Annotated in this window: 10 protein-coding genes; 6 read left to right on the forward strand and 4 right to left on the reverse strand. The window is 67.9% G+C overall.

Translation table 11 applies throughout. The annotated features are described in order from the left end of the window. Window positions 1-5 precede the first annotated feature (5 nt). Together purT and WAS25_RS09415 are read right to left on the reverse strand one after the other, a co-directional pair. Window positions 6-1187 (reverse strand): formate-dependent phosphoribosylglycinamide formyltransferase, encoded by a 1182-nt coding sequence (gene purT / locus WAS25_RS09410; RefSeq protein WP_422311385.1) that lies wholly within the window; start codon window positions 1185-1187, stop codon window positions 6-8. Between the two features lie 67 nt (window positions 1188-1254). After that, window positions 1255-1737 (reverse strand): Lrp/AsnC family transcriptional regulator, encoded by a 483-nt coding sequence (locus WAS25_RS09415; RefSeq protein WP_422311387.1) that lies wholly within the window; start codon window positions 1735-1737, stop codon window positions 1255-1257. Window positions 1738-1807: 70 nt separating this feature from the next. Here WAS25_RS09415 and WAS25_RS09420 point away from each other — a divergent pair, with 70 nt between their 5' ends. The 4 genes from WAS25_RS09420 to recG all read left to right on the forward strand — a co-directional run bounded on the left by WAS25_RS09420 (window position 1808) and on the right by recG (window position 6705). Next, window positions 1808-3016, forward strand: a complete 1209-nt coding sequence (locus WAS25_RS09420) for a trans-sulfuration enzyme family protein (RefSeq protein WP_422311389.1) — start codon at window positions 1808-1810, stop codon at window positions 3014-3016. Window positions 3017-3111: 95 nt separating this feature from the next. Further along, on the forward strand, window positions 3112-3900 hold the full coding sequence (locus WAS25_RS09425) for a VOC family protein (RefSeq protein WP_422311391.1): 789 nt from the start codon (window positions 3112-3114) through the stop codon (window positions 3898-3900). Continuing rightward, window positions 3897-4610 carry a hypothetical protein gene (locus tag WAS25_RS09430; RefSeq protein WP_422311393.1) on the forward strand — a complete coding sequence of 238 codons (714 nt, stop codon included), beginning with the start codon at window positions 3897-3899 and terminating at the stop codon, window positions 4608-4610. The genes WAS25_RS09425 and WAS25_RS09430 overlap by 4 nt, the downstream gene beginning before the upstream one ends. Window positions 4611-4620: 10 nt before the next feature. Then, on the forward strand, window positions 4621-6705 hold the full coding sequence (recG, locus tag WAS25_RS09435; protein ID WP_422311395.1) for an ATP-dependent DNA helicase RecG: 2085 nt from the start codon (window positions 4621-4623) through the stop codon (window positions 6703-6705). 11 nt (window positions 6706-6716) lie between these two features. Here the strand turns inward: recG and WAS25_RS09440 are convergent, their stop codons facing one another. Together WAS25_RS09440 and coaD are read right to left on the reverse strand one after the other, a co-directional pair. Further along, window positions 6717-9770, reverse strand: coding sequence for an ATP-binding protein (locus WAS25_RS09440; protein WP_422311397.1), 3054 nt, complete (start codon window positions 9768-9770; stop codon window positions 6717-6719). Window positions 9771-9834: 64 nt separating this feature from the next. Then, entirely contained in the window at window positions 9835-10314 is a 480-nt protein-coding gene (coaD, locus tag WAS25_RS09445) for a pantetheine-phosphate adenylyltransferase (protein WP_422311399.1), read from the reverse strand. An 85-nt stretch (window positions 10315-10399) separates the two neighbouring features. Between coaD and WAS25_RS09450 the strand changes: the two genes are divergently transcribed. Together WAS25_RS09450 and WAS25_RS09455 are read left to right on the forward strand one after the other, a co-directional pair. Then, the gene (locus WAS25_RS09450) at window positions 10400-11500 is read left to right on the forward strand and encodes a D-alanine--D-alanine ligase family protein (RefSeq protein WP_422311401.1); all 1101 of its coding nucleotides are present in this window, start codon (window positions 10400-10402) and stop codon (window positions 11498-11500) included. A 45-nt stretch (window positions 11501-11545) separates the two neighbouring features. Further along, window positions 11546-11863 (forward strand): flagellar basal body rod C-terminal domain-containing protein, encoded by a 318-nt coding sequence (locus WAS25_RS09455; protein WP_422311403.1) that lies wholly within the window; start codon window positions 11546-11548, stop codon window positions 11861-11863. Window positions 11864-11905: the final 42 nt, after the last annotated feature.

Genomic DNA, 11905 nt, shown 5'->3' on the forward strand with positions numbered 1-11905 from the left:
CCCGCCTACTGCAACTCGATGGTGACGGCGGCCGCCATGGCCTTTGCGTTGCTCCGAGCTTCCTCCAGGCTTGCGGCGGCGGCGATGGCCACGGCCAAGCGGCGGTGGCCTAGGCATTCGGGCTTGCCGAACAGCCGCAGCTGGCTGTCCGGAATCGCCAGAGCCTGCTCCAGGCCATGAAAGCTCGGGATGCCGTCGCCTTGTCCCAGCAGGGGCACGCTGGCGGCGGGAGACAACAACCGGACCGGAGGGACCGGCAGGCCCAGGATGGCCCGGGCGTGCAGGGCGAATTCGCTCATGTTCTGGCTGCCCAGGGTCACCAGACCCGTGTCGTGGGGTCGGGGACTTACCTCGCTGAAGATGACCTCCTCTCCGTGGATGAACAGCTCCACCCCGAAGATGCCGTAGCCGCCGAGGCCCTTCACGACCTTCCGGGCGATGTCCTGGGCCTTGTCCCACGTGGCTTCGCTCATGGGCATGGGCTGCCAGCTCTCGCGATAGTCGCCGTCGATCTGGATGTGTCCGATGGGAGGGCAGCACTGGGTGCCGTTCACGGCGGACACGGTCAGGGCCGTGATTTCGTAGTCGAAGGCAATGAAGCCCTCCACGATGCAGCGCCCGGCTCCGGTCCGGCCGCCCTCCTGGGCATAGGCCCAGGCCTGGTCGATCTGCGCTTCGGTCTTGATGACACTCTGTCCTTTACCGGAGCTGGACATGATGGGCTTCACCACGCAGGGCAGGCCCAGGACCTCCACCGCCTCTCGTAGCTCGGCCTCCGTGGCGACGAACCGGTAGGGCGACGTGGGCAGGCCCAGTTCCTCCGCAGCGAAGCGTCGGATGCCTTCGCGGTTCATGGTGAGGTTCGCAGCGCGAGCCGAGGGGATCACGGTATGTCCCTCGGCCTCCAGCTTCAGCAGCTCCTGGGTGGCGATGGCCTCGATCTCTGGCACGATGAGGTGTGGCTGCTCCAGATCCACGATCCGGCGCAGCTCGGCGGCGTCCAGCATGGAGAACACATGGCTGCGGTGGGCCACCTGCATGGCGGGGGCATTCGCGTAGCGATCGCAGGCGATCACCTCGCAGCCCAGCCGCTGGAGCTCGATGGCCACTTCCTTGCCGAGCTCGCCGGAGCCGAGGAGCAGGACGCGCATGGCGGAGCTGGAGAGGGGCGTGCCGAGGGTGGTCATGGGGATTCCCGAAAGGCCCCATTCTGCCCTGGAATCCGTGGAAGGAGGTTTCGTCATCCCATCGCGGTCAGCGGCTCGCGGCCCGGTAGTTCGGCATGACCTTGCCCTTGGCGCACTCGAAGATGAGGCTGGTCTGGATGTGGGCCACTTCGGAGCGGGTGGTGAAGGCGTCCAGGGCGAGGTCCCGCAGATGGTGGGCGTCGCGCACGGCCACGTGGACCTGGAAGTCGTGGGTGCCCGCCACGTGGAAGACCATGAGCACTTCGGGTAGGCCCAGCACGTGCTTCCAGAAGGCCTTCACCTGGGCGCGGCTGTGCTGGCGGAGCTGCACGGCGATGAGGGCCTGGAGGCCGACGCCGAGGGCGTCTGGGTCCACTTCGGCGTGGGCCCCTTTCAGCACGCCCTCGCTACGCAGGCGCTGCACCCGGGCCAGGCAGGAGGAGGGCGCCAGACCCACGGCCGAGGCGAGTTCCTTGTTGGAGAGCCGAGCATCATTCTGTAGAAGCTCGATCAATTCGCAGTCAATTCGGTCAAGATCCATAATGGGCATTATTTCACGAAATCAATTCGGCATGATACCGAATCGATCAAACCTACATTGAAGGGACAGGAGCGCCCTCATGTCCCACGCCAAGCTTCCCCAGTCCCTGGAAACCCAGGCCGTCCACGCCGGCCGTGAGGTGTTGCACGAGCAGGGCATCCACGCGATGCCCATCGACCTCAGCAGCACTTATCCCGTGCAGGACCTTGAGGAGGGCGGCCGCAGCCTGGAGGCCATGGCCATGGGCGGCCTGCCCATCGGTAGCCCGGTCTATGCCCGCCTCTACAATCCCACCGTGGCCCGCTACGAGCAGGCCCTGGCCCAGCTGGAAGGCGCGGAGGAGTGCGTGGCTTTCGGTTCCGGCATGGCGGCCGTGACCGCCAGCCTCATGGCCGCGAAACAGCGCGGCAACCACATCGTGGCCGTGCGCCCCCTCTACGGCGGCACGGACCACCTGCTGGCCTCGGGCATGTTGGGGCTGGAAGTGACCTGGGCGGATGCGGATGGCATCGCCGCCGCGCTTCGTCCGGACACGGCCATGGTGATCGTGGAGACGCCCGCCAATCCGACCCTGGCCCTGCTGGACCTCGAGGACGTGGTGCGCCAGGCGGGCCAGGTGCCCGTGCTGGTGGACAACACCTTCGCCACGCCCGTGCTGCAGAACCCCATCGAGCAGGGCGCCACCCTAGTCCTCCACAGCGCCACGAAGTTCCTGGGCGGCCACGGCGACGTGCTCGCCGGCCTGGTGGCCACCAACAACGAATGGGCCACGGAGCTGCGCAAGGTCCGCGTCATCACCGGCAACGTGCTGCACCCCCTGGCGGCCTACCTGCTGCACCGCAGCCTGCCCACGTTGCCCCTGCGCGTGCGTGCCCAGCAGGCGGGCGCCAAGGTGCTGGCCGAGCGCCTGGCCAAGCATCCCGCGGTGTCCGCTGTGCACTTCCCCGGGCTCGCCGGCCAGGATCCCAAGGGCCTGCTAGGCCGCCAGATGAAAGGTCCCGGTTCCCTCATGGCCTTCGAGCTGGTGGGCGGCTTCGAGGCCGCCTCCGTGGTGATGGCCGAGGTGAAGCTCATGACGCCGGCGGTGTCCCTGGGCAGCGTGGACACGCTCATCCAGCATCCCGCCGCCCTGACCCACCGCGTGGTGAATGCCGATGCCCGCGAACACGCCGGCGTCTCCCAGTCCCTCATGCGGATGTCCGTGGGTCTGGAGAGCCCCGAGGACCTCTGGGCCGATCTGGAGCAGGCCCTGGTGAAGGCCATGGCCCGCAACACCGCGCACGTCTAAGACTGTTTTATCCATGTAACCTTTCGGGGCCACCCTGGGCACGGGGTGGCCCTGGTCGTATGCTGGGGACCCTTTTCAGGACAAGAGGAGACCCCATGGCGGACAAACCCGTTCCCACCGGCTTCGGCGCCTTCTGCTGGAGCCAGCTGAACGCCAGCGATGCGGCGGCCTGCGAGCCCTTCTACTGCAGCCTCCTCGGCTGGTCGGCCACCCACGAGGACATGGGCGGCACGACCATGTCCCTGTTCACCCGGGGAAAGGACCAGATCGGCACCCTCATGCAGATCCCGCCGCAGGGGGCGGAAACTCCCGGCAGCCACTGGATGGGCTATGTCTGGGTGGAGGATTTGGATGCTGCCTTCGTCAAGGCCAAGGCCCTGGGGGCCACGCCCTATGTGCCGCCGACCCCGATCCCGGGCGTGGGACGGTTTGCAGTGATCGGCGATCCCGGCGGCGCCATCCTGGGCATCTACGAGCAGGATGGGCCGGTGGATCCCACTACGCCCATGCCTACCGGTCATGGTGCCTTCAGCTGGTACGAGCTCACCACGCGGGCCGTGGCGCCCTGCATCGCCTTCTACACGGCCCTCTTCGGCTGGACCAGCCAGGACTGGCCCATGGACTTCGGCACCTACACCCTCTTCCTGCGCGGGGAGGAGGCGGTGGCCGGGCTAATGCCCATGGCTGGCCCCGAGTGGGAGGGTGTGCCCAACCACTGGATGCCCTATGTGGGTGTGACGGACGTGGATGAACGCTTCGCGGCAGTGCCCGGGCTAGGTGGGACCGGCTGCGTGCCGCCCACGGACATCCCCGAGGTGGGCCGCTTCGCGGTGGTGACGGATCCCACGGGCGGCACCTTTACCCTGTTCAAGGGCCTAGTGTGACCCGGTCCACCCCGGGGCTGATCCACCTCCACTGTGGGGATGCCGCCGCGGCGGTCCACCGGAAGTCGGGCCTGCCCGGCGAACTCCGCGTCTGGCGGGATTCCCCCGCAGTGGGTCCCTGGACCAAAGACGACAGGGAGCTGACCGGGCTTCGCGCCACCTGGTGGGGACTGCCCGTCATGGAGATGGGCGACATACCCCACCTTCAGGATCTGGCCCGGTCCACGGAACCGGTCCTGTGGTTCGGCCCCGATCCCTGGGAGCAGGCCTGCCTGCTCTGGGTGCTGGGAGCCCTGCCGGAAGGCACCCTGCCGGACCTCGTCCCCCTCGGGCTTGGGATCGGCCGGATGGCCCCTGGTGCGCTGCCCCGCTGCTTCGCCGGGAGGACCCTCCTCGAGGCCGAAACCCTCGCGGAGGCCAGGCTCCTCTGGCGTGCCTTTCTGCAGGGTGGCTGGAGCGCCCTGGGCGGAGCCAGTCTTGCGGCCCTGCCCTGGCTGGGCCAGGCCCTGGCCCGGCTGGCGGAGGACCACCCCCCCGCCGGTCCCGGACGGACGCGCCTCCAGCTCCAGGCTCTGGTGGATGCCGGTGTACGGGACCTGCCCGGTCTCATGAAGGGCCTCGGAGAGCTGGAGCACCCCGCCCACGGGGCCTGGTACGGAGACCTCTATGTCGCGCGGATGGTGGAGGCCATGGGGGTGCGGATAGGCTGAGTCAGCCGCCATGTCGCTCGCTCCGCTCCCCCTCTCCTCCAAGGTCACGGTCCTCCGGGGCCTGGGACCGGCACGGGCCGCGGCGTTGCAGGAGGCGGGCATCGACACGCTCCAGGACCTGCTCTGGAGCCTGCCCTACCGCTACGTAGACCGGGGCAGCCTGAGGCCCCTGGGCAGTCTGGAGATGCGGGGCCTCGAAGCCCAGGAGCCGGGTCTGGTCACGGTGCTTGGCACCATCCAGGACCTGCGCCAGAGCACGACACGGGTGCAGCGCATGGCCCTCACGGAGGTGCTGCTGACGGACGGTACCGGCACCCTGCGCCTGCTCTGGTTCAACCAGTCCTACCTGGGGCGCAGCCTGAAATTGGGAGACCGGCTGCTGGTGTTCGGCACCCTCACGGATGGCCGGCACGGGGTCGAGATGCGTGGCCCGCAGTTTGAGGTGATGGAGCGCAGCGGTGACATCGGCTGGGTGCGGCGGTACCTCCCCCTCTACCGGAAGCTGGGGCCCCTTCCGGGCCGGGCGCGCCAGAAGCTGGTGGCCGAGGCCATGAGCCGCGTCCACCTCGTGGAGGACTGGCTGCCCCTGGAGCTCTCGAAGGACCTGCCGGACACCCTCACGGCCCTGCGCCTGCTGCACGATCCTCCGGACGAGAGCGAGGCTCGGGAACTGGAGGAAGGCACCACACCGGCCCACCGGCGTCTGGCCTCGGAAGAGCTCTTCGCGTTTTCCATGGGGGTCGCCATGCGCCGGGCCGGGCGCATGAAACGCCAGGGCCTCATGGTGCCGACCTCCCCGGAATTGCGGGAGCGCCTGCGGTCCTTCCTGCCCTTCCACTTGACGGGTGCCCAGCGCCGGGCCTTCAAGGAGATTGTGGTGGATCTCACGTCTGGGCGCGTGATGAACCGGCTCCTGCAGGGCGATGTGGGCAGCGGCAAAACCCTGGTGGCCCTGCTCGCCCTGGCCATGGTGGCCGAAACTGGAGGGCAGGGGGCGCTGCTGGTTCCCACGGAAGTCCTGGCCCGCCAGCACGCGGCCAGCTTCCGGCGCTACCTGGGTGATCAGGCGGGGGCCTTGCAACTGTTGCTGGGCGGCATGAAGGCCGCGGAGAAGCGCGCCGCCTTGGCCCGCATCGCCAGTGGCGAGGCGCGCTACGTGATCGGCACCCACGCCCTGTTCCAGGAGTCGGTGGCCTTCCATCGGCTCCAGCTGGTGGTAGTGGATGAGCAGCACCGCTTCGGCGTGAAGCAGCGCGAGGCGCTGAAGGAGAAGGGCGGGGATCCCCACTGGCTGGTGATGAGCGCCACGCCCATCCCCCGCTCCCTGGCCCTGGCGGTCTTCGGGGACCTGGATCAGAGCGTGCTGGACGAGCTGCCGCCCGGACGGCAGTCCATTGTCTCCAAGCTGTACTCCAGCGAAGCGGCGGGCCGGGCCTGGGAGCAGGTGCGCCGGGAGCTGGCCGAGGGCCGTCAGGCCTTCGTGGTGAGCCCGAGCATCGACCCTTCGGACGAAGGCAAGGTGCAGCTGCGGGACATCCAGGCCATGGAGGCCCTGCTGCGGGGCGTCTTCCTGGATGAGACCATCGAGGTGGTGCATGGCCGGCTGAAGGCCGACGACATGGCCGCGCGGATGGGGCGCTTCGTGTCAGGTGAAGCCGGGATCCTGCTGGCCACCACGGTGATCGAGGTGGGTGTGGACGTGCCCAACGCCTCGGTGATGGTGGTGGACCACGCCGAGCGCTTCGGCCTCAGCCAGCTCCATCAGTTGCGCGGCCGGGTGGGGCGCGGCGCGCACCGCAGCCACTTCCTCATGATCAGCGACTCGGAGAACGAGCGGCTCCAGACCCTCCTCGAGACCCAGGACGGCTTCCGCATCGCCCAGCGGGATCTCGAGCTGCGGGGTCCCGGTGAGTTCTTCGGCGTCCGGCAGGCGGGGCTGCCGCAGTTCCAGGTGGCGGATCTCCTCCGGGACCGGGAGCTCCTCCTGCGCTGCCGGGAGGCCGCGGACCGGGCCCTCGTGATTGGGCTCAGCGAGGCCCAGGACGGTTGGCTGAAGCGGATGCAGGCCCGGTTGAAGCTGGCCGACGTGAGCTGAGGCCGGCCTGGTCACTCATGGCGTGGGGCGGGTTCCACGGGATAGAACCCCGAGGCCTGACTGGATTCCGGCCCGGCGCAGGGCAGCCTCAGGGTGAACGTGGTGCCCTTGCCCGGCTCGGACTGCAGGGCGAGACTCCCGCCCAGCAGACCCGTGAACTTTTTCACGAGAGTGAGCCCGAGGCCGGTGCCTCCGTATTTGCGGGTGGTGCTCTCGTCCGCCTGCACGAACTCCTCGAACACTTTGGCCTGCTGGGACTGGGTCATCCCGATGCCGTTGTCCTGGACCATCAGCAGCAGGTCGTCATCCTCGGACCAGGCCTTCACGAGGACCTGCCCATCCTTGGTGAACTTGGCGGAGTTGCTGAGCAGGTTCACGAGGATCTGCCGCAGGCGGGTGGGATCCGAGTGGATGCGCTCCGGCACCTCAAGGATCTCCAGCGTGAAACGGTTGCCATTCTTCTCGACCAAGGGGCGGATGGTCGCATCCAGGTCGCGCAGGAAGGAGTGGAGCTCAACCTCCTGCAGTTCCAGGCGCAGTCGGCCCGCCTCGATCTTGGACATGTCCAGGATGTCGTCGATGAGGCCCAGCAGGTGCTGGCCGGCGCTCTGGATCTTGCCCGCATCCTGTCGGAGGCCTCCCTGGGCTGGATCCTTCATGTCCTCCTGGAGAATCTCGGAGTAGAGCAGGATGGCGTTGAGGGGCGTGCGCAGCTCGTGGCTCATGTTGGCCAGGAAGGCGCTCTTCGCCTTGGAGGCCGCCACCAGGGCGGAGGTCTGCCGCGCCACCTCGTCGATGAGCTCCCGGTTCCGCTGCTCCAACCGCGCCTGACGGACCTTCACCAGAATGAAGACCAGGCCTGCCAGGCCAAAGACACCTAGGACGCGGACCCACCAGCGCTCCCACCAGGCTGGACGGACGTGGAAGTGGAAGCGGGTCACCGGACCGATGACGCCTTCACGGGTCTGGCTGCGGAGCTCAAGGGTGTGGGGGCCGGCAGGCAGACCGATGTAGCGCAGGTAGGGGGTCTCCGGGCGGATCCAGTCGGCATCCACCCCGGACAGCTTGGCCTCATAGATGAGGGCGTCCTGGATCTGGTAGTTGGGGACCATGAACAGCACTTCGAGCTCATTGCGATCCCTGGGCAGTTCCGGATCGGAGTCGCGCAGGTCGAGTTCCTTGGCGGCCACCCGGATGGAGAGGATGACCGGTGGCCGCAGGGCCTGGGCGGGCGGAAGCGGCTGGGGATCGTGGCTCATGAGGCCGGTGGGCGTGCCGATCCAGACGCGGTCCTGCTCCACCAGCAGGGCACCCTGGTTGCACTCCGGGTGGATGATGCGATCCTCCGAGCCCAGCAGCCGCAGCTTCTGGGGATCCTGGGCATCCGTGCAACCGAGGCCGCGTCCGGTGCCGACCCAGATGGTTCCGTTCGCACCGATGCCCAGGCTGTAGACCACCAAGGTCTTCAAGCCTGCAGCGAAATCGAGCGTCCCCGTGCGGACGAGCGTGTCACCCTGCCGTTTGTGGATGGTCAGCGCGGGCTTGGTTTTGTAGCCGATGACTACCTGTCCCTCGGGGCCGACTGCGGCGACGTAGGGAAGCTCGGGCAGCAGGTCCGGGACCTCGTGCCAGGTGCCACGGCTGTACACAGCCGCAGCCTGATCGAAGAGCGCCAGGACCTCGCCACCGGGCAGGGCCATGAGGGCCCGCAGCTCACGGGGCGGAGGACCCTCCCGTGGCACCAGCTCCCAGGACCAGCCAGTGCCGCTCTCCGTTCCCCGGACCACGGTGCCGTCCTCGTTCGCCAGCCAGGGCCTGCCTTCCCGGTCGACGGTCAATCCTGCGGTGATCCGGGCCACGGGCAGGGCCTGGATCCGGAACGACCTGGTGGCCATGGTGCGGGTGTTGACCAGGTGGACGGTCCCGGCTGGGCTGCCCGAGGCCCACAGTGAGTCGCCCTTCCCAAGGGAGAGGTTCAGGAACCGGCCTGTGAGGATCCGCCTGAAGCGCTTCCCGTCTTCGGCCCAGAGTCCCTTGTCCATGCCCACCCAGAGCCTGCCCTGGCGGTCCCGGACCATCTGCCAGGTCGTGTCGAGCGGCAACCCGTTGGGAGGGTGGTAGTTGCGCCACCGGGTGTGCCCCAGGACCCGGAGGACGCCCTTGTCGGTGCGAAACCAGAACCCCCCTTCCTGGTCGACCATGCCGCCCCGGGCATCATCCTGGGCGTGGCCGAACTGCACGCGGCGGTCCCCCCGGACGCGCCAAAGCCCCTCGGTGTTGTCCACCCAGACCCAGCCCTGGGAATCCCGGCTGAGCTTGGAGATGTGGCTGTAGCCGCCGGCCATCCTGATCCTGATCCAGGTGCGGGGCCCTTCGGCCGGCAGCCGCCAGAGGGCGCTGCTGGTGCGCACCCACAGGTGCTTCAGGCCATCGACGGCCACATCCCGGAGGGTCTCGCCAGGCGAGAACCGGGGGGTGGGCACCTGGATCCAGTTGTCGTCCTCCCAATGCCAGATGGTGCGGGAGGTGGTGGCCCAGGCGCCGTTCAGGGACGGGTCTGCGAACAGATGGGACGGGGGCTCCAGTGCTGGCCAGGGGGCCGGAATGGTGAATCGGTCGGGCGACTGCTCCATCCGGATGCCATCCGATCCGAGGATCCAGCGATGGCCCTCGGCATCCCTCACGACCTCCTGGACGGACCCCCGTGGGATGCCGTTGGCTTCGCCGAGGATCTGCACCTTGCCATGGTGGATGCGGGCCAGCCCGCCGTCCGTGGCCACCCACAGGGACCCGTCCCGGTCGACCGAGAGGCTCTGGACGAAACCGGAGGGCAGAGCGCCGGGGAAGGACGAGAAGCGGCTTCCGTCAAAGAAGCAGAGACCACCCTCGGTGCCGACCCAGAGCCGACCCTCCAGATCCTGGACCATGGCGGAGACCACCTCGCTGCCCAGTCCCTGGTCGGTGCCGTAGCGGCGGACTGGGAAGTTGCCCTCCACCTGGGCTTCCAGGGGGAGGACCAGGAGCAGGCAGATCAGCCTCAGGGCGCGGGACAGGTGGAGGAGCATCTTGCAGGTGTATCGGTTCGCGGGGGCAGCCCCTTCAATTTCAGGCCGTGATGGAAGCGGCCTCCTATTTGGCCAGCCGCTGGGCCACGCGCTCCCGCAGGGCCTCTGGGACCAGCTCGGAGAGGTTGCCCCCCATGCTGCCGATCTCCCGGACCAGACGGCTGCTGACGGCGCTGTACTTCTCCTTGGGCATCAGGAAGACGGTCTCGAGCTCCGGGGCGAGCTTGCGGTTCATCAGGGCCATCTGGAACTCGTACTCGAAGTCGCTGAAGGCCCGCACGCCGCGAACGATGAACTGGGCCCCCTGGGATTTGGCGAAGTCCACCAGGAGACCATGGAAGCTCGTGACGGTGACACTCGGCCGGTCGCCCACCAGTTCCCGGAGCATGGCGACCCGCTCCTCCACGCTGAAGGCTGAGGTCTTGGCCGGATTGTGCAGGACGGCGACGACGAGCTTGTCGACCAGCTTCTCAGCCCTCTGGATGATGTCCCAGTGACCGAGGGTCACGGGATCAAAAGAGCCTGGGTAGATGGCCGTCCGCACATGGGCTCCGGGGAGTGGCCCTAGCCTAGCGCACCAGGTCGGGTGTAGGTGTCACAGTGTGCAGGGATCGGGGTACAGTGGACGCATGCACGAGACACTGAGCATCGGCCTTCTCTTCGGCGGGGAATCCCCTGAGCACGAAGTCTCCATCGTCACGGCGCGGGCCATCGCCGAGCACCTGGATCCGGCCCGCTTCACCGTGCGGCCCATGGGCATCGCGCGGAACGGTGTCTGGGTGGTGACGGGCGATCCCTTCGCGCGTCTCGCCGCGGGCGAGCTGCCCCAGCGCAGCGATCACCCCTTTCTGCCCCTGGAGCGGGGCGCGGAAGCCACGTCCCTGCCTGACCTCTTCTTCAACGCCCTGCATGGAGCCGGCGGCGAGGATGGGCAGATCCAGGGCTACCTGGAGCTGCTGCACCGTCCCTACACCGGCGCCGGCCTGCTGGCCATGGCGGCGGGCATGGACAAGTGGATCACCAAGCGCCTGTGGGAATCCGAGGGCCTGCCGGTGGTGCCCTACGTGGGCCTCACCCAGGAGCGCTGGACGCGGGAACGGGCCGTCTGCCTTGCGGACTGCGGGAAGCTGGGTCTGCCCCTCTTCGTGAAACCCGCCAACCTGGGCAGCAGCATCGGTGTCGAGAAGGTGAAGCGCTCTGAGGACCTGGCCGTGGCGCTTGACCGGGCCTTCACCTTCGACCGCCGGGTCCTGGTCGAGCAGGGGCTGGACATCCGCGAGATCGAGGTGGCGGTGCTGGGCGGCGACGAACCCCTGGTCTCCAAGCCCGGCGAGGTGATCGTGGCCGATGAGTTCTACACCTTCGAGGACAAGTATCTCCATGGCAGGAGCCGCACGGAGATCCCGGCCCAGATCCCGGAGGAGCTGACCGATCTGGTCCGCAAGCTGGCGGCGAGGGCCTTCGCCGCCTCGGACGGCTACGGCATGGCCCGGGTGGACTTCTTCCTGGAGCGGCTGACGGGACGGATCTTCCTCAACGAGCTGAACTTCATCCCGGGGTTCACCAGCATCTCCATGTATCCGAAGATGATGGCGGCCAGCGGCGTGCCCTATTCGGACCTGCTGAGTCGCCTCATCCAGCTCGCCCTGGACCGGCATGCCCAGATGGCAGCCAAGCAGAAGGGGTTCCAATCCGGCAGCAATTGGTTCCAGGGACCTAAGAACCCCTGATGAAAAATCGTCAAGTCCCGCCAATCGACTGCCGATAGATTCTGCATGGACGTCGTCGGCATCGCACTCTCCGGTCTCCGTGCCTCGGGCGCGGGGCTGGCCGTGCAGGCCAACAACGTGGCCAACCAGCTGTCGGACGGATACAAGGCCAAGCGCGTCGACCTGGTGGCTGAAGCCTCGGGGGGGGTGCGGGTGTCGGGGGTCTCTACGGACCCTTCACCCGCCGGCCCCGCGCCCTCGAATGTCGATCTGGCCACCGAAGCGGTGCAGGGCATGGGTTTCGAGCTGATGTACAAGGCCAACCTCAAGGTCCTGAAAACCGCCGATGAACTGGCCCAGGCCACTCTGGACCTGAAGGCTTAGGCTCCTACCTGACCGATAGCCGACGGCCCAGGGCCGTTTCCT

It is taken from the genome of Geothrix sp. (genome assembly GCF_049292215.1).
In the GTDB taxonomy this organism is placed as follows: domain Bacteria; phylum Acidobacteriota; class Holophagae; order Holophagales; family Holophagaceae; genus Geothrix.